18 protein-coding genes are annotated in these 21887 nt (G+C 61.8%); 11 read left to right on the top strand and 7 right to left on the bottom strand.

The window, feature by feature from the left end:
- Window positions 1-27 precede the first annotated feature (27 nt).
- Genes DES41_RS23460 through DES41_RS23450 form a run of 3 tightly spaced genes read left to right on the top strand, consistent with a single transcriptional unit; the run spans window position 28 to window position 3475 of the window.
- Complete coding sequence (locus DES41_RS23460; RefSeq protein WP_114470096.1) at window positions 28-1959, top strand: ABC transporter permease; 1932 nt, start codon at window positions 28-30, stop codon at window positions 1957-1959.
- Window positions 1956-2741 carry an ABC transporter ATP-binding protein gene (locus DES41_RS23455; protein ID WP_114470095.1) on the top strand — a complete coding sequence of 262 codons (786 nt, stop codon included), beginning with the start codon at window positions 1956-1958 and terminating at the stop codon, window positions 2739-2741. Before DES41_RS23460 ends, DES41_RS23455 begins: the two co-directional genes overlap by 4 nt.
- The gene (locus DES41_RS23450; protein WP_114470094.1) at window positions 2741-3475 is read left to right on the top strand and encodes an ABC transporter ATP-binding protein; all 735 of its coding nucleotides are present in this window, start codon (window positions 2741-2743) and stop codon (window positions 3473-3475) included. Before DES41_RS23455 ends, DES41_RS23450 begins: the two co-directional genes overlap by 1 nt.
- A 374-nt stretch (window positions 3476-3849) precedes the next feature.
- Here the strand turns inward: DES41_RS23450 and DES41_RS23445 are convergent, their stop codons facing one another.
- Both DES41_RS23445 and DES41_RS23440 read right to left on the bottom strand, forming a co-directional pair.
- Window positions 3850-4260: a hypothetical protein gene (locus DES41_RS23445; RefSeq protein ID WP_147282948.1), complete on the bottom strand. Its 411-nt coding sequence runs from the start codon at window positions 4258-4260 to the stop codon at window positions 3850-3852.
- Between the two features lie 123 nt (window positions 4261-4383).
- A complete protein-coding gene (locus tag DES41_RS23440; RefSeq protein WP_147282947.1) occupies window positions 4384-5346 on the bottom strand; it encodes a helix-turn-helix transcriptional regulator in 963 nt (320 codons plus the stop codon).
- Window positions 5347-6134: 788 nt separating this feature from the next.
- Between DES41_RS23440 and DES41_RS37965 the strand changes: the two genes are divergently transcribed.
- The 4 genes from DES41_RS37965 (at window position 6135) to DES41_RS37955 (ending at window position 11239) form a co-directional block, all read left to right on the top strand.
- Window positions 6135-7763 (top strand): LVIVD repeat-containing protein, encoded by a 1629-nt coding sequence (locus tag DES41_RS37965; protein WP_147282946.1) that lies wholly within the window; start codon window positions 6135-6137, stop codon window positions 7761-7763.
- Window positions 7764-7957: 194 nt separating this feature from the next.
- Window positions 7958-8311 (top strand): hypothetical protein, encoded by a 354-nt coding sequence (locus tag DES41_RS37960; protein ID WP_147282945.1) that lies wholly within the window; start codon window positions 7958-7960, stop codon window positions 8309-8311.
- A gap of 114 nt (window positions 8312-8425) precedes the next feature.
- A complete protein-coding gene (locus DES41_RS23435) occupies window positions 8426-9871 on the top strand; it encodes a hypothetical protein (protein ID WP_147282944.1) in 1446 nt (481 codons plus the stop codon).
- Between the two features lie 3 nt (window positions 9872-9874).
- Window positions 9875-11239 carry a hypothetical protein gene (locus DES41_RS37955; protein ID WP_147282943.1) on the top strand — a complete coding sequence of 455 codons (1365 nt, stop codon included), beginning with the start codon at window positions 9875-9877 and terminating at the stop codon, window positions 11237-11239.
- A gap of 529 nt (window positions 11240-11768) precedes the next feature.
- Here the strand turns inward: DES41_RS37955 and DES41_RS23430 are convergent.
- A complete protein-coding gene (locus DES41_RS23430) occupies window positions 11769-12659 on the bottom strand; it encodes a LysR family transcriptional regulator (protein WP_114470090.1) in 891 nt (296 codons plus the stop codon).
- Between the two features lie 229 nt (window positions 12660-12888).
- On the opposite strand from DES41_RS23430, the gene DES41_RS23425 reads away from it, so the two are divergent.
- Together DES41_RS23425 and DES41_RS23420 are read left to right on the top strand one after the other, a co-directional pair.
- Window positions 12889-13665 (top strand): enoyl-CoA hydratase, encoded by a 777-nt coding sequence (locus DES41_RS23425; protein ID WP_114470089.1) that lies wholly within the window; start codon window positions 12889-12891, stop codon window positions 13663-13665.
- 169 nt (window positions 13666-13834) lie between these two features.
- Window positions 13835-14371 (top strand): hypothetical protein, encoded by a 537-nt coding sequence (locus DES41_RS23420; protein WP_211333059.1) that lies wholly within the window; start codon window positions 13835-13837, stop codon window positions 14369-14371.
- Window positions 14372-14412: 41 nt separating this feature from the next.
- On the opposite strand, the gene dsbG is transcribed toward DES41_RS23420, so the two are convergent.
- Window positions 14413-15165 (bottom strand): thiol:disulfide interchange protein DsbG, encoded by a 753-nt coding sequence (dsbG, locus tag DES41_RS23415; RefSeq protein ID WP_114470088.1) that lies wholly within the window; start codon window positions 15163-15165, stop codon window positions 14413-14415.
- 218 nt (window positions 15166-15383) lie between these two features.
- Complete coding sequence (gene dsbD / locus DES41_RS23410) at window positions 15384-17180, bottom strand: protein-disulfide reductase DsbD (protein WP_114470087.1); 1797 nt, start codon at window positions 17178-17180, stop codon at window positions 15384-15386.
- Between the two features lie 122 nt (window positions 17181-17302).
- Between dsbD and DES41_RS23405 the strand changes: the two genes are divergently transcribed.
- Together DES41_RS23405 and DES41_RS23400 are read left to right on the top strand one after the other, a co-directional pair.
- Window positions 17303-17971 carry a response regulator gene (locus DES41_RS23405; RefSeq protein WP_114470086.1) on the top strand — a complete coding sequence of 223 codons (669 nt, stop codon included), beginning with the start codon at window positions 17303-17305 and terminating at the stop codon, window positions 17969-17971.
- A gap of 64 nt (window positions 17972-18035) precedes the next feature.
- Window positions 18036-19397: an ATP-binding protein gene (locus DES41_RS23400; protein WP_170168270.1), complete on the top strand. Its 1362-nt coding sequence runs from the start codon at window positions 18036-18038 to the stop codon at window positions 19395-19397.
- Between the two features lie 821 nt (window positions 19398-20218).
- Here the strand turns inward: DES41_RS23400 and DES41_RS23390 are convergent.
- Together DES41_RS23390 and DES41_RS23385 are read right to left on the bottom strand one after the other, a co-directional pair.
- Window positions 20219-20998: an IclR family transcriptional regulator gene (locus tag DES41_RS23390; protein ID WP_245965845.1), complete on the bottom strand. Its 780-nt coding sequence runs from the start codon at window positions 20996-20998 to the stop codon at window positions 20219-20221.
- A gap of 29 nt (window positions 20999-21027) precedes the next feature.
- Window positions 21028-21852: a TauD/TfdA dioxygenase family protein gene (locus DES41_RS23385; protein WP_114470082.1), complete on the bottom strand. Its 825-nt coding sequence runs from the start codon at window positions 21850-21852 to the stop codon at window positions 21028-21030.
- Window positions 21853-21887: the final 35 nt, after the last annotated feature.

Genomic DNA, 21887 nt, shown 5'->3' with positions numbered 1-21887 from the left:
CATCTCCTTGGTGGTAAGGAGCACATCATGAGCACCTCAGGACTCATCGTCCAACTCCTCAACGGGCTCGCTTCGGCGTCCTCGTTGTTCTTGGTCGCGGCCGGGCTCTCGCTGATCTTCGGTGTTACGCGCATCGTCAACTTCGCGCACGGCTCGTTCTTCATGGTCGGCATTTATACGGCCTACACGCTCGTCGAGCGGCTCGGCGGCGTGCTCGGCTTCTGGTCCGCGCTGCTGCTGGCGGCGATTGCGGTGGGCATCTTGGGGGCCGTCGTCGAGGTGGTCCTGTTGCGGCGCATCTACAAAGCGCCAGAACTGTTCCAGCTGCTCGCCACCTTCGCCCTGGTGCTCGTGATCAAGGACGCTGCCTTGTGGCTCTGGGGCCCCGAGGAACTGCTGGGTCCGCGTGCACCTGGCCTGCGCGGCGCGGTCGAGATCCTTGGTCGGCAGTTCCCGTCCTACGACCTGTTCCTGATCGCCGTGGGCCCGGTAGTGCTGGGATTGGTCTGGCTCCTGCTGACGCGCACGCGCTTCGGCACGCTGGTGCGCGCGGCCACGCAGGACCGCGAGATGGTCAGCGCGCTGGGCGTGAACCAGGCCTGGTTGTTCACGGCCGTGTTCGCGCTCGGAGCTCTGCTGGCGGGCTTGGGAGGCGCGCTGCAACTGCCGCGCGAACCGGCCACGCTGGAAATGGACCTGCACATCATCGGCGCGGCTTTCGTGGTGGTGGTTGTGGGCGGCATGGGCTCGTTGCCGGGGGCGTTCCTCGCGGCGCTGCTGGTTGCCGAGCTAAAGGCCATCTGCATCTGGCTCGGCGTGGTCAATCTGTTTGGCCTCGAGGTGTCGTTCTCAAAGCTCACGCTGATGGTGGACTTCCTGGTCATGGCCGCTGTGCTGGTCTGGCGTCCGTGGGGGCTGCTGGGCAAGGCCCAGGCATCCAGCCGCTACGTCGGAGTTCCCGAGGAACCGCTGCGCCGCTCTGGCGTCGGTTATCAGGGATTCGTCGCCGCCATGGCATTAGGACTGGCCGCCGTGCCGCTGCTGACCGAGGCTGCTTCCTACACCACCGTGCTGCTGATCGACCTGTTGATCGCCGCGTTGTTCGCCACCAGCTTGCACTTCATCATGGGGCCGGCCGGCATGCACTCCTTCGGTCATGCGGCCTACTTCGGCCTGGGTGCCTACGCGGCCGCTCTGTTCGTGCGTGAAGCCGGCATGTCGATGGAGGCCGCGTTGGTGCTTGCCCCACTGGTTGCCGCGCTTGGTGCCTTCGTGTACGGCTGGTTTGCGGTGCGGCTGTCGGGTGTCTACCTTGCTATGCTCACACTCGCCTTCGCGCAGATCACCTGGGCCGTGGCCTACCAGTGGGACACCTTCACCGGCGGTAGCAACGGCCTTACAGGCGTCTGGCCCTCTGCAGCCTTTGCCGACAAGCGCATGTACTACTGGCTCACGCTGGCGCTGGTGGGTCTCGGCATCTGGTGGCTGCGCCGCGTGCTGTTCTCGCCCTTTGGCTATGCGCTCCGTGCCGGGCGCGATTCGGGGCTGCGGGCGGATGCCATTGGCATCGACGTAAAGCGCATGCAGTGGGCGGCCTTCGTTGTGGCCGGCGCGGTCGGCGGCCTCGCCGGAGCGCTGTTCGCCTTCTCCAAAGGCAGCATTTCGCCCGAGTCGCTCAGCGTGACCAAGTCCATCGACGGCCTCGTCATGGTGTTGCTGGGCGGCATCCAGACCTTGGCCGGTCCCGTGGTCGGTGCTATCAGCTTCACCTGGCTGCACGACACCGTGGCGCGCAACACCGACTATTGGCGCGCTATGTTGGGCGGCACCATCCTGCTGCTGGTACTGCTGTTCCCGCAAGGGCTGGCAGGCTACGGCAAGCAGATGCGAGATCGCTTCACTGCGCTGCGACGCAACGCAGCGCCTAGCGTCGGTTCTCTGGCAAAGGTGACCCCATGAGCGCAGCAGTGCTTACCGTGAAAGGACTCGGGAAGTCCTTCGGAGGCGTCAAAGCCGTCGATGGCATTGACTTCGACCTGCGGGCGGGGGAACTCCTCGCCCTGATCGGTCCCAACGGTGCTGGGAAGTCCACGACCTTCAACATGGTCAACGGACAACTCCGCGCCAATGCGGGTTCGATTCGGCTCAACGGCGTCGAGCTGATCGGCAAGCCCCCCCGCGAGATCTGGCGGCTCGGTGTGGGTCGCACGTTCCAGATCGCGGAGACGTTCGCGTCGCTTACCGTGGTAGAGAACGTCCAGATGGCGCTGCTGTCGCACGACAAGCACATGTTCTCTACCTGGCGACGCGCGGCCGACCACAGACTGGGGTATGCGCTCGACCTGCTGGATCAGGTCGGAATGCGGGCCCAGGCCGACCGGCCGTGCAGTGAACTGGCGTACGGGGACGTCAAACGAGTGGAGCTGGCCATTGCCATGGCGAACGACCCTAAGCTGCTGCTCATGGACGAGCCCACGGCCGGCATGGCGCCCAAGGAACGCAATGCGCTCATGGCGCTGACCAAGCAGCTCGTGGTGGAGCGTGACATGGCCGTGCTGTTCACGGAGCACAGCATGGACGTGGTGTTCGCCTATGCCGACCGCATGATCGTGCTGGCGCGCGGCCGGCTGATCGCCCAGGGCAAGCCGCTGGAGATCCGCGACCATCCCAAGGTGCAGGAGGTCTACTTCGGCACCGGGAAGACCTTCGAGAAAGCTGATGCAGTGGGAGTTCCGGCATGATGAACAACGCACCCCTCCTGTTGGAAGCCAAAGGCCTGTGCGCCTGGTACGGCGCCGCGCAGATCCTTTATGAGGTCGGCCTTAATGTGCGCCGCGGCGAGGTCGTGGCGCTGATGGGCCGCAACGGCGCCGGCAAGTCCACCACGCTCAAGGCCATCATGGGCATGCTGGCCAAGCGCGCCGGCAGCATCCGTTTCCTGGACCACGACATCTCACGCACCGAGCCGCACCATGCGTCGCGCTTGGGCCTGGGCTTCGTGCCCGAAGACCGGCGCGTGTTCACCGACCTCACGGTCATGGAAAACCTGGAGGTCGGCAGGCAGCCCGCGCGGCGCTGGGCCGATGGCACCGACGCGCCGCTGTGGACGCCCGAGAAGCTGTTCAAGCTGTTCCCCAACCTCGGCGAGATGCCGCAGCGCCCGGGCGGCCGCATGAGCGGCGGCGAGCAGCAGATGCTGACCGTGGCGCGCACGCTGATGGGCAACCCCTACCTGGTGTTGCTGGACGAGCCGTCGGAGGGCGTGGCGCCCGTCATCGTCGAGCAGATGGCGCACATGATCCTGCAGCTCAAGAGCCAGGGCGTGTCCATCCTGCTGTCCGAGCAGAACATGCACTTCGCCGAGCTCGTGAGCGACCGCGCCTACGTGCTCGAGAAGGGGCAGATCCGGTTTGAAGGCTCCATCGAGGCCCTCGCACAGAACGACGAGGTCCGCCGGGCCTACCTCAGCGTATGAGTTCGTTGGCCGCCTGGGATTCGAGAGTGGGGCGCAGCATGCGATGGCCGGGCTGCCTCGCTGCCGATCCTGCAAGTGAGGTGCGACTCCCAGCGGCAGCAGCAGCGACGTGGATGGTGCGCCACCATGCTTGACATCCCGTCCGATTGCCGTCGACCCATCGTCAAATCCGGGCAGTAGCTGGCCGACGACCCCATCGGCATGAACATCCGACCTAGCGGCATCGCAACACAGGTACTGGCCTACCGGACGTACCCGACGGAAACAATTCGTGGTGGTGCGGCCCGCAGTATGCGGCGGCACCATGCGCGGGACGGCGAGCTCCGGGCACACCCTGCGCCGCAGCAGTCGCTGCGGGCAGTGGGCCGGAGGACTCATGCAGGCGTGGACTGCTTTTGGTCGGGCGCGCTTGCAGCCGCTTTCGCCGAATGGGTCGGTACATCGGCTTTGACGGCTGCTTTGCGTGCGCTATCACATATCGATCTCTCTACGGGGCCATAGCCGTTGCCTTCCAGTAGGCGCCTGGCCTGACGCTCCGTCGCCTTGGTCGCATCTTCCGGGATGCAAGCCTGCGTGAGATGGCCCAGGTTCTTCGCCAGCCCCTCCGCGCCTTGGGGCAACACGATGAAGAAGGCACCGAGCGACCGCATGACGTCCTGGCCGATCCGCTGCTGGCGCGCCTCTCGGCTCTTGTCGAGTCCGATGCTTCGCTGGAAGCACAGGTACTGACCGCGGTGGCGGCGGCGCAGCGCATCGTCATGTTCGAGTTCGATGAGGATCTCCAAGGGGAGCGTTGGATCTCGACGCGCCTGCGGGTAAAACTCGATCCATGCTTCCTCCTCCTGTCGCCCGAGCCGCTTAATCTCCCGCGGCATAGCTGCTGTCGGCGCTGATGCAAAGGTGAGCCTTCAGAAGTGGCTCATTTCTCGGACGGCGCCAACACCGGATTGCTCATTGAACGGAGCAACCTCGCGTCTTCGCTGCTGGCCGCGGTGCTTGCCTGGCGAGACCCCGGTCATCCTTCGAAAGACATCGCTGAAATGCGACTGGCTTCCCAGTCCGACATTCATGGCGATCTGAGCGAGCGACATTGGCCCTTTCATGAGTTCGATCGACCTGCGCACCCGAAGATCTTGCAAATATCGGTACGGAGACATCCCGGTCGTCGCTTTGAAGACCCTCGAGAAGTGTGATGGGCTCATGTTCACCAGTTCTGCAATGCATGCGACGCTGATGTCTAACGAAAGGTTGCAGTCGACGTACTCGTTGATCCTTGCAAGGTGTTTTTGCGTAAGCCTGCCTCGCGAACTGAGGCCCTCTCCTCGCACAGCATATCTCGCCTTCACATGAGCGATCAGCGCGAGAGACAAGCCGTCAGCGAACATTGCACCGGAGATGCAGCCGCCGACGATCTCGTTCTTGATGCTTGTGAAGATGCTGAGCAAGCCGACATCCCTCTCGTCGCTGGAAAGTAGAAGGTCGAACCCTCTCGCATCGTCCTGAAGGTACCTGCTCAGGAGCGCTTCGGGGAACTGCGCACCGACGGCCAGCTCGACAACGCCGTTGATGATCCCCGTGTCGATCTCTGTGTGACGAGGAAGAACGCAGGCCTGTCCGGCATGGATTGCCCCCCCCCAACTGGAGACGCCACTTCGCGCCAGCCAACTACCGTGCCCGCCAAGGAACACCGACACGGCAGAACAGGGGACATAGCCTGCTTCGACGGTGATGCTCTCATCGGTCTGGGCCATCGCAATAGGTAGCCCCTGCCATCTGGCGGCCTCCAAAGAATGGACCGTGCCTTGCACGTCGGTGCGATGGACTTCACAGCTATGGATGTTGTCTTGATAGGACGCAGGGCGCTTGTGCATCGTGAGCAATGGTGCGATTACAGGGGAGCAGAGCGGTCGGCTGGTCCCCTGAACGCAAAATGCAGGCCATTGCTGCTGTCGGCGTCGACCGTCAGGAGGACGCCGATCGTTGACCGTTCAGGTGACTATCCAGACGCAAAGACCCAGCAATCCTGAGCGCTGAATAAAGAAGTGTCAACGCTCGTTCTTACTAGGTGCAAGCGCTGCGCACCATCGTGGAAAGACGCTTTCTATTGGTGCGAAATTCCGGAGAATTCTGTTGAAGAGAGGCGGCCAGATGAGTTCAGGCCCGTCGAGATTTCTCGCGACAGGTGTAGCGTATACGTTCTACTTGGTTGCCGCTTCAGTGGCGGACCGGGCTTGTTGGGGTTGCTCTTCTAGCGGGCGGCCTCGACGCCGGATGGGTCGAGCGCTTCCCGCTGCTGCTTTGGTATGCGCGGCGGGCAGGCGACGAGGGCCCGGCGTTGTGAGCGAACGATCGTCGATTTCCGGCGGCTTGGTCGATCTGGCCGCGGCGTAGCGAGCAGGTCTGCAAGGCTGGCAGACAAGACACGACAGACGGTCGCGTCCGAGAAGCGCGGAATGTTGGTCGGTATCCGATACGGCGTGATCGGAACCTGGAAGACCGAATGGGCCGGAATGTAAAGAATCGAGTCGCGCCCCCGCACTGGAGGACGAAACCGGCTAGGTCTCTGGGCGCCAGATCCTGGCCTTTCCACAAATGCAGGCGGCATCGGTTCCGAGGCCGTCGTTGATCTGTGATATCTGCTGCGAGAAAGGTTCCAAACATGACAACAGCCCTCGATTCGAATACAGCTGCAACCCCCTATGTGGCATTGCTGGCAACGGTGTTAAGCGGATGCTTTGCTCTGATGGGTTGCGGCGGCGGGGACGACGCTTCCACAACTGCCAGCGAGCGTGTTCTCGCGATCGCCAAGGCGACCTGTGGCGGAAGTGACAAGTCTGAACCCGGGCTGCAGGGGCAGACCCCAATGCCGGACCGTGCAGTCTTGTTTCCTGGATACAACTGCAATATGACGAAGACCGGGGAAGTGGCGCCAGTCGGTGGTTATGGGATCTGGCGGCAATTTGCACTGGTGAAGGATCGTTCCGGTCACACCTGCGGTTTCTCCGGCGGGCTCGCCGGGGAAATCGGCCGGCCGGAACTTGGAACGGCTGTCGTTGACCTCACGGATCCGGATCGCCCCATCCAGACTGTGACGTTGATGACCCCAGCGATGCAAGGTCCCGGAGAGGGCCTTCGCGCGCACCAGGAGCGAGGCCTCTTGGTCTCTGCTTATTACGTGAACGCGCCTCGAACAGCGGAGGTCACAAAAGGATTCGATGTCTACGACGTTGGAACAGACTGCCGCTATCCGCAACTGCTCGCGACCACAACTTCGATCACGTTTGACGCTACGGATATCGCCGCCTGGCCTGGGGAGCAGCCCTACACAGCTCAGGAACGCGCCATGGGGCACGAAGGAGCATTTGCACCGGACGGGCTCACGTACTACATCAGCGACCTGGTGCACGGCCTGTACCACGCCATCGACCTCACCGACCCCACCGCGCCGGTTCTTCTCAGTTCCTTCGCAAATCCTGGCTACAAGGTAAGTGCTCAACTGAATGTGCAGGCAATTCCGCACGGGTTGTCCTTGAGCAACGATGGAAACACGGGGTATATGACGACAATGGCATACGACTGGACGCGTTCCGATGGAGTGCAACCCCAAACCGGCGAGTGGCATAACGGCTTCCTTGTTGTCGATACATCAGAGGTGCAGGCGCGACTCCCCAACGCGAAGATGCGATTCAAACAGGAAGTCACGTTCCATGATGCGTCCGCGGAGCAACTGACGATTCCAGTCACCATTGGTGGAAAGCCTTACGTGATCACGTGGGGTGAGGGTGGCGGCGGACTCGGCGTCACCGGCTTCAAGAATGCCTGCGCCGCTGGAATAACCCCATTCTCCGCCCCTCGCATCTTCGACATCGAAAGCTCGGCGACTCCAACTCTGGTGAATAAACTGACGCTGGAGGCAGGAATGCCAGTTCCCGAAGTCTGCGCCACGATCACACCTGAAATGGAGACGGCAGGAGGAAACTACAACGTCCACATGTGCAGCGTTGACAATCGGGACGATGCGACGACACTGGCGTGCACCTACTATCAGGCTGGGATCCGTGTATTTGACATTCGCAACCCGAAAAATGTCAAAGAGGTCGCATACTTCAATCCGGCTGCGGTTGACGGCATTGCCGCTGGACTCGGATGCGCTGCACTTCCGTTCCTCGATGCGGCTCAAGGGCGTCTCTACACGTCTTGCGTGAACACCGGAATCGTTGCACTCAAATTCACGAATGGTGTGTGGCCATTCCCGGAAAGCAAGACGCCTTCGGACAGGCAGCTTTAATTCATTCTGATCTAAGCGAAGGGCGCCGGATTGTGGCGCCCCGTTTGGGAGGGTCTGCTTCGATGAATAACCGTGCGACAAGAAATTCCAAGCGCCGCTTGTTACTTGCACTTGGCTGCGTCTCTGCCGGTGGAGTAGTTGCATTTGCAAGAAGTCGGTTCTCGCTCGGAAGGAGTGAGCGGGCTGAAGTAGACATGTTTGCTGACTACTGCGTAACGGTTCCTCCGGAAGCCATCGTCGAGCCCACAACGCGGGCCGACGAAATCATTGATGCCATCGTTCCAATGTCGAACCCCGATTCCGCTGTGCTGGATGAACAGAAACAGCGATCTAGAAAAGTTGGCAAGAATCAGGTGATTGAGTTTCGCGTGTCCTCTGGCCGGAAGGGCGCTCTAGCGGTCCATGGCCTCAGCGAGCTCGTTCGCATAGATCCGTCCAGAGCCGAAGTAGTCAGGTTCAAGGCAATATATTCCGGTCGGTTTCCCTTGCATTTCCATGGAGAGGATATGTCCCACTTCGAGATTTCTGTGCTTGAGATCTATGGCTAACAGCTGTTGCAAAAAGAGGGTTGTGGAATATTGGTTTAGATGTTGGTCGAAAATGGAAATTATTGGTTGTGCAATAGAGAAATCGACGCCTCAGAGCATGAACGATTAGGCAGAATGAAGGTTCATCCCTCGCATGCGGCAGCGGCGGCCGCATTTTTTTGCGTTCCCGCATCTGCCCACTTCTTCGTCCAATCGTATACGCTGCCAGTGCCCTTCGCGACCTATGCTTGGTCGGCGGTTGGAGCGTTGCTTGCGACCTTTCTCTTGTCGGGACTATTCCTTCGCGCACGAAGTGCTCCACGGCGCCTGCGTCGCAGCGAGGAGCATGCCGTTCCGAACGAGGTTCTTCGAATTGGATCTTTATTTGGAGTCGGCTGTCTTCTTATATGCATTCTGTGTGGATTGTTTGGCGTGCAGCGGGCCGCAGACAACCTAAACATGACAATGTTCTGGGTTGGATTTGTGTTGCTGCTCCCCTATGCGACCGCAGTCTTCGGCGACGTGTTCATCATTCTCAATCCCTGGAGCACGATTGGACGAATGGTGGACCGCATGTGCCAATCTCCGGTGATCCAGATTCCCAGCTGGGTGGGGTGTTGGCCCGCCTTTCTTCTGTTCTTATCCTTCATCTACATTGAACTCTTTGCCGACTTAAAGCCGGGCGGGCTATCGATCGCATTAATCTCTTATACCTCGATCATCATTGCCGGCTCCATTGCATTCGGCGCAAGAGCCTGGATTCGGCGTGCGGAGTTCTTCTCGATCATGTTTCGGCAGATTTCCCTGATTTCGCCTCTGGCTTGGAAGATCACAAAAAACCCAAGCGGGCGGCCGCTGGTCAGCGTGCGATTTCGCGCACCAGTTGAGGGATTGCTGGAGCATGGGAGTCGCCTTTCTAGCTTTACCGCTGTGCTGGTCATTTGCTTCATGCTGTCGTCCACGAGCTTCGATGGAATTCATAACACCTTGTTCTGGGCTCGGATCTATTGGGCAGAGATCTATCCTCATTTGAAGCCGTTGATCGCAACAGGTGGAGGGCGCGACTTGTCTCATGCGATTTCCATTTTTGCGATTTGGCAATGGCTGGCATTGCTTTTGTCGCCATTTCTGTACATTGGACTATTCCTTGTTGCCTGCAAGCTTTGCAGAAAAATCGGAAGAACGAGGTTGGGGACTCTGGAGTTGGCGAAGATTTTTGGCATTTCCTTGGTGCCGATCGCATTCGTCTACCATTTCTCTCATTACTACACCCTTTTGGTGGCATACATCGGTCAGTTATACCGATTGGCATCGGATCCTCTGGGCTTTGGCTGGGATGTTTTTGGAACCCGAGGGGCGGGGGGCGGGCTTGTCATCCTCGATATGGGAAACGTCTGGAATACTCAAGTAGCATCCATCATCGCAGGGCACGTCGTAAGCGTGTTCGTGGCACATGTTCTCGCCTTGCGGATGTTTCGCGACGCTAGAGCCGCTGTATTCAGCCAGATTCCCATGCTCGTCTTGATGATGATCTTCACCTGGCTCGGTCTTTGGATTCTTTCTCTTCCTCTGACATCCTAGCCAATGAAACGTTTTTATCCTCGGCTACGCCACTATGGCGTGTGGAGTGCCGCCTTTTTGATTTCTCTTGCAAGTGAGAACTCGATAGCTTTTGAAGCGGATGTGCATTACGGCCTCACGAAATGGCTTGCATTGCAGGCGGGCTATCGAGATTTCGAGGCGAATGCTGTAGCAGTAGGAAACTATCGAGTTGATTCCGGCGCCATGGGCCATCTAGACCTTGTCCTTGACTACGCTTGCCTTGCTCCGGATCGTGAGGCGGTCCAACGAATTAAAGACAAGCACTTCCCCTCTCATGGGGAATCGACCGTAGAAGGTGGCGGTGATGCGGCTACCGCCGCGCTAAGAATGGTACTGCAGGAGTCGAAAGGGAAGGAAGGTCAGATGCTTGGACTGTTGGGTCAGGCATTGCACCCTTTGCAGGATTCATTCGCACATGCGGGAGGTTCCCTGGAAAGCCGCTTGGCTGGCTTCACTATTTGTTCTTCCTCGGTCCCGCAGGAGCAATCACCTGACGTACTTGCCGCGGAAGATCCTCATGGACGACGAGTCACACCATCTCATTCGGAGTCAATCATGTCCGCTGCTCTTGCGACATACGACGCTTTGAGGAGATTTCCTGCGATAGGAGGCAGGGAGCGAGTCGCCCGCTCTGAGAGCGAACTGCTTCCGGAGATATCGGACTTCTCGTCCGCAAGAACGAAGGGAGCGAAGCAGCTTTGGTTCCGCGCTCGCGGGATCTCTGAAACTGAGTTTCTAAAGGGAATCAGCATTCCGGATGGGAACTGGTCGACCGAGCGTGGCGATTCGCAACGGAACTTGCCATCGCTATCGGCCATCAAATCGCGGCAGTGGGAAATTCCCGATGATCTCCGACAGTTTTTCGACCATGTTATCGAACGATGGTTGACCGCTGAAGACGTCGACAAAGTAGCTGCTGATGCATTCAAGGGTGCCAATGGCCCGCGAAATTTGGAGCGCTCTGATGTGGCCCGTGTGCGGGAGTTGAGCGCACGCTTGAAGCTATGGTTGGTTCAGGACCACGCTTTGGTCGCGCAGCTTGCTCACGCACCAGCTCCGTTTAGCAGATCACAGCATTCTCAAATCGATCGGCTGCTTCATCGCAAGGGGGTACCGATTTTGCGAAGCGAGCGACCTTGGGAGAGCCTTACGCCTTTGGTTGCGAAAGGGACATCGCCTTCGCCGCTTCTCGGGTACATCGTGCGCCGAACGGCAGTCGCAGGTGGAATTGAGGCGGTTGCTTTGCTTCGGCTCAAGCATGCACCGTACGACACCGTTGGTCTTGTGGCCGAGCATGGTGCTGGAGGGTGGCGTCTGATCAAATTGGTCTCGGTGGTCGACCAGTGATGTTCACCCCGCTGGCGTGCTCGACTGAGTTTTTGAGGTGGCTCGCGGGGTGGGAGCGACTAGCCTTGCCCAGTTGCTTCTCGGGAGATGTCGCCGAGGGGGTTTATTTTAAATTTCCAATAGAAATATGCACAGGATTGAAATCCCCACTTCGCACTTTCTGAATTGTTGATCCGACGAAGAAGTGGTAGTTCCCGTTGGATCGGGCGAATTGGGTCGTAACCCATAGGCATGGAGTCGATCGAAGGCGAGAAGTCTTTGCGCCGCTGGGCGGTAGGGTTGCGTTATTATCGCAACTGGCGTTGGAAGCCGCATGATAATAAGATTATTTGTCTGTCAAAGGCGTGCGTTGAGTTCAATTTGAATTGAGCTTTGTCCTTGCGCTGACGTCAAATTGTTGCCCCCATCGTTGGGGCAGACCACAAGCACGCGAGCATCAGGCTGCCGCAGGCGGCACCCTATGCCGAGGAACGGGCAGCACGGCGCTGAACCAGAACCCGGTGCCGATCCAGGCCTGTCACCTGGACGGTCAGCGGGGCACGAGAAGTTCCTGCTGGCGCGCGACCACATCGCGCAGAAAGTCCCAGGTTGCACGCATTCGCGACAGCTGCTTCACCTCCTCGGGCATCGACATCCAGAACGTGCGATGAAACCGAAGTTGGGAGGACAGAACGGGTTTGAGTTCGGGACAGCGGTCGGCGAGGAAGGCGGGAAGCACGCACAGCCCCACGCCTGCGGCCGCCGCGTTGAGCTGAGCGACCACGCTGGTACTGCGCAGTGCGAATCGCTCGCGCGGCTGGATCTCATTGACGAATTGCAGTTGCTTGCTGAAGAGCAGGTCATCGACGTAGCCGATCAGCGTATGGTGCTCAAGGTCAGCCACGCGGCGCAGCTTGGGATGGCGTCCCAGGTATGTTTGAGAGCCATACAGGCGCAGAACGTACTCGCATAGCTTGGTCACGACGAACGGGCCGCGGAGAGGGCGCTCCAGAGAGATCACGATGTCGGCTTCGCGACGAGAGATGCTGACCACGGCAGACACGGCGACAAGATCGATCGACAGGTGAGGGTGTCTGGCGGCGAATGCGCCGAGTTGCGGTGCAAGCACCGTCGCGCCGAAGCCCTCCGTAGTACCGACGCGAACGGCGCCCGCAAGCCCGTCGCCGGGTCCGCCGGAGAGCCCTAGCACTCTTCCTGCGGCTGCCTCGATGACTTGCGCATCGGGAAGAAGCCGTTGGCCCGCCTCGCTGAGTTCCATGCCGGACGACGTTCGGAGGAACAAGGCGGTGCCCAGGCGCTTTTCCAACGCTTGGATGCGTCTGGAAACAGTGGCCTGATCGACTTCGAGTCTCCTGGCAGCGGTCACTAGTTTGCCGGTACGCGCGAGCTCGAGGAAGAAGCGGAGATGGTCCCAATCCATGCGTTGCAATTTTGCAAGGTCAAAGTCAGTTCTGTCTATTGAGTCCTCTTCAATGCAACGACAGAATCCGCGCGCACAAGCCGTCCACCGCGGCGATTGTGTCCCCGGGATCCTCCTGTTCCGCAACGCTAAGTCTTTGCATCGGCGGTGCTCCCGGCTGGTCGCGCGGACCTGTGCTGCGCAGCATGAAGGCTCGCGTGACGCTGGATCAACCTGAACTGAGACCACAATGAACTACGAGAACATCATCGTCGAGAAGCAGGGCAAGGTTGCCTTGATCATGCTGAACCGTCCCAAGGCACTCAATGCCCTGTCCCCAGACTTGACCCGTGAGCTCGGGTCAGCGCTGGACGAACTGGAAGTAGACGAGAGCGTCGCGGTGCTGCTGCTGACGGGCAATGAGAAGGCCTTCGCCGCCGGCGCGGACATCAAGGCGATGCGCGACTGGAACTACATGGATGTCTACAAGCAGGACTTCATCACTGCCACCTGGGAGCGCATCACCCGCTTCCGTAAGCCCACCATCGCAGCTGTTGCGGGTTACGCCCTCGGCGGCGGGTGCGAGCTGGCGATGATGTGCGACATCATCTTGGCCGCGGATACCGCCCGTTTCGGCCAGCCGGAGATCACCATTGGAACCATTCCGGGTGCCGGTGGCACGCAGCGCCTGACGCGCCTCGTCGGCAAGCCCAAGGCCATGGAGATGGTTCTTTCCGGCCGCACCATGCATGCGGAAGAGGCCGAGCGCAGCGGCCTCGTTTCGCGGGTGGTGCCGGCCGCCGACCTGATGAGCGAAGCGATGGCGCTCGCCAACCGCATCGCCGAGCTTTCGCTGCCGGTGGTGATGATGGCCAAGGACTCGGTGAACCGGGCCTACGAGACGACCCTGGCCGAAGGCATCCATTTCGAGCGACGCCTTTTCCACTCGACCTTCGCGACAGAGGACCAGAAGGAAGGCATGGCTGCGTTTATCGACAAGCGCAAGCCTGAATTCAAGAACCGCTGAGATCGAGCCGTTGGCGCGGACGCTGGCAAGCCGCATCACGCGACCTCGTGGAGGCTGACCGCAGCCTGGTCGTGTTCAAGTTATCACCGCGGACTGTCCGGCGCAGCGATTCGCTCGCAACGGCTTGACGGCTGTGCATCAGCTGCTAAGGTGCCCCTGTAAGGGCGGCATGCTTTTTGCCGGTGCGACGTCCGTTGACTATCCAACACTGGATGGAGACTATGTCGAGTACGCGCTGCGCAGCATGGAGGCAGAGGGCGCGGAGGTCCTTCCCGACCCGCGGGCCGCCATTCAAGCGTTCGAAGTGCTGGGACGTCGGCCGGAGGAGCTGATCCGCGCATTGCGGCAGTTGCAGCATGAGGATCCTGCCGACGCCGACTGTTTCCTGCCGGTGATTGCATCGACCTTCAGAACTGCGGCCGCTGACGTGGAACTGCGCAAGGTCGAGGATCTTGGGATCCTGGCTGGTGCCGTGTTCGACCGCGTTGCAAGCGCGGACGGCGATGTGACTGGCCTATTCGCGGGGGATGCCTTGAGTGCCTATTCCGGGAGTGCCGGTCGCGAGGTCACGGCAGACCAGGTTCAGCGGGTCGCAGAAGAGCTTCGCGACGACAATCTCATCATGCGCAAGGGGCACCGTGTCTACGCGGTGACGGATCCTTTCGTCCGTGCTGAGTGGCGTGAGAGGAAGGCGCTACCAGTCTGAGCAATTTGCATCGCTGGGACCGAAGAGGCGTTCTGGTCGCGCTACTTCGCCCCGAGGATTTCAATGAGTGAGGACGCCGGAGCGCCGGTGCGCGTCTTCAGGTTGCCAGCGGCGTTAACCCAGGCGAGCGCGGGTGTCGCATCAAGGCCGAGCTGCTCCATCAGGCGCTGGTTTGCCTTGAGTTGCTCCGCGATGCGCTCGGGAATCGGCAACAGCGGCTTGAGGGTGGCGTCCTTGGCGCCTTTGTCCTTCGTTCCAGCAAGCGTCCGCTCGTAGGCTGCGAGCGCCGCGGCCGGATCCTTCTGCGACAACAACGCCGCGGCCTTGCCAGCGCTCGTCGGCTTGATGATGCCGACCAGAATGTGCCGCAGCTGGACCTTTCCAGCGCTGACCCAGGGGCGTGCGTCGGACCAGAACTTGTTGCAGTAGGGACAATTGGGGTCGGTGAACACATAGGCCACGCGCGGCGCGCTCGGGTTGCCGTCCATGAGCCAGTTGGTGTTCTGCAGGGCCTTCAAGCTGGCGTCGGTGACGAGCTTGAACAGGGCTTTCTCGTCAACGTCCTGGCCTTGTGCATTGAACATCGTTCCGACCACAGCATGCTTGCCATCGGGCGTCGCGTAGATCGAGAGCGGCCGTCCGTTCACGCTTGCCGCCCATGCAGGAAGCCCGCTCGCCGACTCAAAGCTGCCGAACAATGTCACGCCCTGTTGCTCGAAGGCCCTGACGGGGGCGGGAAGAGGCGATCCCTGCGCGAACAGCGATGTGCTGACGAGTAGTCCGGCGTAGGACATGCAGCGAGCGAGGTGGTGAAGAAGTCCAGGCAGTTCGGAGGTCAAGAGAGAGGCTTTCTAAGACGAGGTTTGGGGGAGGGGCATGGGCCTTGTGGATGTGTGCTTGGCGGCCAGCGCTGGCGGCGCCGCGTAGTGCCGAGACGCGCGCCCATCGAGACGGTGGACGCGCGCAGCAACTTGCGGACAGCCAGTTCGCCGTTTCGAGGCGAATGTCTGCGTCAAGAAGCGGACTCGCTGGCGTTCAGCCGTCGCAGGAAGGTGTCCGTCCCAAATTCGCCAACCAGTCTCAGCGTCCGGCGCTCCTGACCACGCGCATCGAGCAGGAGCACCGTTGGAGGTCCGAGCACTTGCATATTCCGCATCAGCGCGCGCTGATCGGGATCGCCTTCGGTCACATCTGCCGTGACGAGATTCCAGCCGGAAAGTGCCGAGCGCACGGCACTCTGGTCGAACACCTCGCGTTCGATGGTTCGGCAGGAAGTGCACCAGTCCGCGGAGAAGACCACCATTGTTGGCTTGCCTTCGGCAACTGCGGCGGCAAGCTGTCGATCCAGTCCATCCGCGCTGCGCACTTTCGCGAAAGGCATCTCGTCCGCGGCGGATGGTGTTCCGGCGATCGAGGCCAGCGGCCTGAGCATGTTCGACGCACCGGCAGCGGAGCCGAGCATCATTGACAGCCCCCAGATGCCTGCGAGGGCTGCGCCGCTGCGCTGCAGCACCCCCCAGCGGGAGACATTTGGGCTCCTTTTGCCTGCGCTGTAGGGCCACAGCGTGAACGCGACCGTGATCATCCAGGCACCTGCCAACGCCAACGTGGCCGAAGCAGGCACGACGCGAGAAATCATCCAGATCGCGGTCGCGAGCAATCCGAAGCCGAACACGCCGTTGACGCGCGTCATCCACGGGCCCGGCTTCGGCAGGAAGCGGCTGCCGACAGTGCAGACCAGCACCAGCGGGGTGGCCATGCCCAGTCCGAGCACGAACAGCAACATTCCGCCTTGCGCTGCGTTGCCGGTCTGCGCGATGTACATGAGCGTTCCCGCGAGCGGCGCGGTCATGCAAGGTCCGACAAACAGTGCCGAAACCAGCCCCAACACCGCTGCACCGGCGACTGTGCCCCCGCGTGTGCCGCGTCCGATGTTGTCGAGCCGAGCCCTGACGGAGCCTGGCAGCTGCAGCGTGAAGAAGCCGAACATGGACATCGCGAGCAGCACGAACGTCGCCGTGAACGCAGCGATGGTCCATTGGTTCTGCAGGGCCGCCTGCAGGTTGGCGCCGGCCAAGGCCGCCGCGACGCCGATGGCCGCATAGGTCAAGGCCATGGCCAGGCCGTAGCTGCCCGACAAGACGAAAGCGCGCCTTTGCGTAGCGTGGCTGCCGACAACCATCCCGGAGACGATAGGAAGCATGGGAAGGACGCAGGGCGTGAACGCCAGCCCAATGCCGAGCACGAGGAAAAGAGGAATGGTCCAGACGAGCGAGCGGCTCGCCAGGATCTGCGAGATCCCGTAGTCGCTGTCCGTCGCCTGCGCGGGATCTGCGACGTTGGTCGGCGGCGCCCCCGGCGGTGCGACAAGCTCGGAAGCCGCACCGCCTTGCACGGGCAGCGTCCTGCTCTGGGGTGGATAACATAGGCCTGCCTCCGCACAACCTTGCCACGTGATCGTCAGCTCCCTGGCCCCCGAGGACTTCGCTTCAGTGGACACCGCCTGATGGAAGACCTGAACCTCACCGAAGTTCGGGTCGTCCTTCAGCTGCCCGGGGGGCAAGGGGAGGACCACTGTCGCGCCCGAGTCGGTCATGGCTTCGATGCGGTCGCGGTAGAGGTAGTAGCCGGGTGCGATGGTCCAGGACAAGCGGACGGTTGTGCCTGTGCTCTGGTCAATCTGCAGTGCGAACGCCTTGTCCGCCGGCAGGAAGTTCACTTCGCCGCGCGCTGTGCCAGTCGCCATTGCGACCATCAGAACCATGAAGAACAACCACAGAACTCTGGCAGGGCGGAACAAATCGGGCATCGGCGGCACTTAGACAACGGGGCGGCTAGGACGGCGGCTACTGTGCAGCGCGCCGATTAACTGGGCGTTAACGGCCCTGCGGCTGCTGTGGCATATTGCGGCGCCCCAAGAGAAGGAGATCCGTGCGCGTTTTGTTGGTTGAGGACGATGACCTGGTGGCCAGCGGGCTGCTTGCGGGTCTGAGGCTGCACGGCTTCGATTCCATGCGCGCCGGTACGGGCGCCGCAGCCGACGCAGCGATGCGGGCAGGCCACTTTGAGATCTGCATCCTTGACCTGACCCTTCCAGACGAAGATGGGCTATCGCTGCTTGGGCGGTGGCGCGCGCAGAGGCGCGATACGCCTGTTCTTGTCCTGACGGCGCGGGACGCAGTCCATCACCGCATCGAGGGGTTGATGGGTGGAGCGGACGACTACATGATCAAGCCGTTCGACCTGGGCGAACTGGTCGCGCGCCTGCATGCTCTCATTCGCAGATCCGCTGGGAAGAGCGCGGACTTGGCCGTCCATGGCGACCTCTCGTACAAAGCTTCGACAGGCGAGGTGAAACTCGGGGGCCTTGCTGTCGCCCTGTCTCGCCGCGAGCTTGCACTGCTCCAGGCCCTGTTGTCGCAGCCGAACCAGATCCTGAGCGCAGGGCAGCTGCACTACAGGCTCTACGGCCTCAATGAGGAACTGGAGAGCAACGCGCTGAACGTGCACATCCACCATTTGCGGCGCAAGCTTGGGTCTGGCATCGTCACCACAGTCCGCGGCCTCGGCTACCGTCTCGGGCCTGCGGGACATGGCTGAACGCTGCGGGTCAGTACCGTCGGCGCGGATTGCCGGACGCCACGGCTCTGGGAACACTTCGAGTTTGAGCCTGCGCGCGCGCCTGCTTCTTACCATCGGGCTGTCCTTGATTGGCCTGTGGAGCAGCGTTGCGCTGTGGATGTTCATCGACGTGCGCAACGAATTGCAGGCAGCGCTGGATGCGAAGCTTGCCGCGTCGGCTCGGATGGTCGCGGGGCTCATCGCGCGATCGGCGCCAGCGGCGACCGGTGGGAGTGGGCACAACGATTCGCTGCTGCAGGTGGCGGCTCGCGACGGAATCGCCTGCGAGGTGAGCGTGTTGCGCGGGGAGATGACCATGCGCGCTGTTGCCAAGACTGCCGGCAGTCCGGGGTTCGACGAAGCGCGACCGGGCTACAGCATGCGAACCTACAGTGGCGTGCAGTGGCGCACCTTCGTTCTGGAGCAGGGCAATGTTCGGGTGGCAACAGCCGACAGGATGGACGTGCGCGACGGACTGCTTCGCGACGTCGCGCTGACTGCGGCCATTCCGTTTGCTGTCGCACTGGTTGCCAGCCTCGGCTTGCTGTGGTTCGGCATCGGCCGCGGCCTGGCGCCACTGGAAAGCGTTCGGCGTGTGCTCGGTAGTCGGCATGCGGACGACGATGCTCCGCTTCTCAATGAGCCGTTCAGCGGCCCTCCGGAGTTGCAGCCGCTCGTCGAGACGATCGACAGCCTATTGGCCCGCGTGCGCGGGGCCATCGCCAGGGAGCGACGGTTCACCGATGACGCGGCCCATGAACTGAGGACCCCGCTCACCGCGGTCAAGACCCACCTGCAGGTGATGCGCCTCGCCGACGCCAAGGACGAGCGGCTGGTGGCACGGGCCGCAGTGGGCCAGGCGGAGCAGGGCGTTCACAGACTGGAAGCGATGCTTGACCAGTTGTTGCTGCTCGCGAGACTCGAAGGGGATGCCCAGAATGGCGCGGGCCATGCGGCGCAGGTGAACCTCGCTGCTCGACAGGCCGTCACTGAAGCCAGTACTGACCTGCCCGGCACGGCCCGCGTTGCGCTGTCGGAAGCCGCGGGCGAGATCTGCGTCGGGCTACCCCATGCCTTGGTCGTGAGCGCAGTGCGCAACCTGCTGGACAACGCGCTTCGGGTGGCACCCGAGACGACGGTGGTGCGTTGCGACATCGTCCACGGCGATGGCGGAGTCGTGCGCGTCTCGGTCATTGACCAGGGGCCTGGCATGAGCGTGGAGGACTGCGCGAGCGCGCCCCAGCGCTTCTGGCGCAAGAGCCCGGGAGGTGCTGGACTCGGCCTCTCCATCGTGAGCGCAATCGCGGCCTGTGCGGGGGGCACCTTCAAGCTGAGCTCTCGTCTCGGCGAAGGCACGTGCGCGGAACTTGTTCTGCCGACTGCCCGCGCGCGTCACGTCCGATGAGGCTGGCTTGCGCGGTGGTGCGTTGGGTCGTTGGCCGCGTGGGCGCGAACTTGACGCGGCGGCAACTGGCTGCCTGTACGGCGTTGCCGCATCTGTCCTGCAGGGTCCCTGCTGGAACAGCGGATCAAGGTAGGCTCAGGCGATGGGCAAGGCTGCACGGCTGCACGGCTGCACGGCTGAACGGCTGAACGGCTGAACGGCTGAACGGCTGAACGGCTGAACGGCTGAACGGCTGAACGGCTGAACGGCTGAACTATCGCACGCCGCGGAGCATTTTCAGGCCCGCCCTCAAACGCCGAGGATTGTTGGCAGTGTGCGGAGCAGCAACGGCAAGCATCGGCCACTGGCTGGAACCGACGGCCAGCCGTCCTCAGTAACGCCGCAATCCAGCTCCACCTCTCGTTCAAGTGCAGGGCTGACCTGGGGCCGCAATAGGCCACAGGTCTGGCCGAGAGCCTGCCGCAGCTCGCCAGGCTCGATTGGCCAGTGCCCCGGCTGCCGCACCCTGAACTGGCGCCAGGAGACCTCGAGCGTGACCAGCACGACACGTCCCAACCGCGCCCCGGCCGGCACCCGCCGATCGACAGCACGGACGTGAAAATGTTGGGCAAAGGAGAGTGGACAACCATGTTGTGGGAGCGACGTGCTCGCAAGAACTAGCCGTCGAACAATGGCTTGCCAACGACCCGAGCCTGATCGATACAAGCTGGTGTCGCGGTGTGCGCTTCATAGCAAGGACGGATTTCCGATGTCTTCCCGTTGGGAGACGAAGAGCCCCACTTTGCGCAGCGGAGGCCGTCTTGAAGGGCAGGAGTCGGGTATCAGTTTGTCTGCGCGAGCTGGCGCGACACCAGGTTGCAGGTCGTCAACAGTTGCTGCGCGCAGGATTCGATGCTCGACTGCATCCGATGGCGTGGACCAGCCACGCCAATTGCCATGGTCTCGCGGCCGGCGCGAAAGAACGCCGCCACGGCCCAGACATCCTCGACGTTCTCCCCTCGCGTTTGGAAGAAGCCGGCGCTGCGGCCCCGTTGGATATCGGCCACGAGCTGTTCGGGGTCGCAGATCGTCCCAGACGTGATGCGCGGAAAGCTCTGTCCAACAGCCCAGTCATGCAGCGATACCTCCTTCTGCGCGCCCAACAGAGCCTTGCCAATCGCACTGGAATGCAGCGGTTTGAGGTCACCCGGCTTGGCCGAGTAGCGGATGGAGTGCAGCCCGTCCAGCACCTGCAGATACACCACGCGTTCGCCTTGCCGTTTGCCCAGGATCACGGTTTCTGTCGAGGCGTCGCGCAACGCCTCGAGGCGAGGCAACACGTGCTCGAGGAACGGGTCGCCGGCCACGATGTCGTGCGCCACGTCCAGCAGACGCTGGGTTGGGTACAGCGCCCGCGGATGCTCCAGCGAGTAGAGGTAACCACGGGCGATCAGCGTGCCGACGATGACGTGGCAACTGCTCTTGGGAAGGCGCGCAGCTGCCGCGAGTTCTGTCAGCGACAGTGGCCGCTGCCCGTGCCGGAAGACCTCAAAGATGTCGATCACGCGGTCGACCGCGCCCCTGCCTTCTGCCATGCACACTCCCGGAAGATTCAAAATCATCGCACGGTCTTCCGGCGTTCGCCTAGCCTTCAGGCCGGCCGGTCACCCTGGAGTGTGATGCGGTGCATCACCCGGCGGTGGCCGTGGTAGTCGTTCACCGGGTTGTGCTGCACGCAACGGTTGTCCCAGAAAGCGATGGTGTGGGGCTCCCAGCGGAGACGGCACGTGAATTCCGGCTTGATCTGGTGTTCGAAGAGGAAGCGCAGCAGGGGCGCGCTTTCCTCGTCCGTCATGCCGACGATGCCGGCCGTGTGCGCCACGTTGACGAACAAGGCCTTGCGGCCGGTTTCCGGGTGCGTGCGCACGACCGGGTGCTCGGCCCGGTACTCCTTGGGCGCTTCCTGCTTGCCGTCGCTCTTGATGCGGTCTTCGCGCGTTTTGCTGACATCGGCCTTGGCGGAGCTGCTGATGCCGACCAGGGGGGCGAGCAGGCTCTTCATGGTGTCCGACAGCGCTTCATAGGCCGCGTACTGGCTCGCGAACAAGGTGTCGCCGCCATAGGGCGGCACCTGGCGTGACAGCAGCATGGAGCCCATGGGCGGCTCGGCGAGGTAGGTGGTGTCCGAATGCCAGACGCCACCAAAGTTGTGCTTCTCGTGCTCGAGCTTCTTGACCTCGATGATGGTCGGGAAGCCCTCCAGGCCCTTGACGAAGGGGTACTCCACGGGCTCTCCCATGGCCTGCGCGAAATGCAGGAACTGCGCTGGCGTCAAGTCCTGTTGCGGGATGAAGATGACCTGGTGCGCCAGCAACGCCTGCCGGACTTCGGCCGCGACCTGCGGCGTCAGCCCATGGGCCAGGTCCAGGCCATGAAGTTCAGCGCCCAGGGCGCCCGCGGTCTTCTGGATTTGCATGAAGGATGTGAGCAAGGTTGAGGTGCGGGCAACTC

Source organism: Pseudorhodoferax soli, from assembly GCF_003337555.1.
Lineage (GTDB): Bacteria > Pseudomonadota > Gammaproteobacteria > Burkholderiales > Burkholderiaceae_C > Pseudorhodoferax > Pseudorhodoferax soli.
The sequence above is the reverse complement of the archived record's forward strand: the minus strand, read 5'-3'. Positions and strand labels throughout refer to the sequence as shown.

Bases quoted from the DNA above. Each gene is read 5' to 3' on its own strand.
- DES41_RS23460 (WP_114470096.1), top strand. From the start codon at position 28: ATGAGCACCTCAGGACTCATCGTCCAACTCCTCAACGGGCTCGCTTCG.
- DES41_RS23455 (WP_114470095.1), top strand. From the start codon at position 1,956: ATGAGCGCAGCAGTGCTTACCGTGAAAGGACTCGGGAAGTCCTTCGGA.
- DES41_RS23450 (WP_114470094.1), top strand. From the start codon at position 2,741: ATGAACAACGCACCCCTCCTGTTGGAAGCCAAAGGCCTGTGCGCCTGG.
- DES41_RS23440 (WP_147282947.1), bottom strand. From the start codon at position 5,346: ATGCACAAGCGCCCTGCGTCCTATCAAGACAACATCCATAGCTGTGAA.
- DES41_RS37965 (WP_147282946.1), top strand. From the start codon at position 6,135: ATGACAACAGCCCTCGATTCGAATACAGCTGCAACCCCCTATGTGGCA.
- DES41_RS37960 (WP_147282945.1), top strand. From the start codon at position 7,958: ATGTTTGCTGACTACTGCGTAACGGTTCCTCCGGAAGCCATCGTCGAG.
- DES41_RS23435 (WP_147282944.1), top strand. From the start codon at position 8,426: ATGAAGGTTCATCCCTCGCATGCGGCAGCGGCGGCCGCATTTTTTTGC.
- DES41_RS37955 (WP_147282943.1), top strand. From the start codon at position 9,875: ATGAAACGTTTTTATCCTCGGCTACGCCACTATGGCGTGTGGAGTGCC.
- DES41_RS23430 (WP_114470090.1), bottom strand. From the start codon at position 12,659: ATGGATTGGGACCATCTCCGCTTCTTCCTCGAGCTCGCGCGTACCGGC.
- DES41_RS23425 (WP_114470089.1), top strand. From the start codon at position 12,889: ATGAACTACGAGAACATCATCGTCGAGAAGCAGGGCAAGGTTGCCTTG.
- DES41_RS23420 (WP_211333059.1), top strand. From the start codon at position 13,835: ATGCTTTTTGCCGGTGCGACGTCCGTTGACTATCCAACACTGGATGGA.
- dsbG (WP_114470088.1), bottom strand. From the start codon at position 15,165: ATGTCCTACGCCGGACTACTCGTCAGCACATCGCTGTTCGCGCAGGGA.
- dsbD (WP_114470087.1), bottom strand. From the start codon at position 17,180: ATGCCCGATTTGTTCCGCCCTGCCAGAGTTCTGTGGTTGTTCTTCATG.
- DES41_RS23390 (WP_245965845.1), bottom strand. From the start codon at position 20,998: ATGATTTTGAATCTTCCGGGAGTGTGCATGGCAGAAGGCAGGGGCGCG.
- DES41_RS23385 (WP_114470082.1), bottom strand. From the start codon at position 21,852: ATGCAAATCCAGAAGACCGCGGGCGCCCTGGGCGCTGAACTTCATGGC.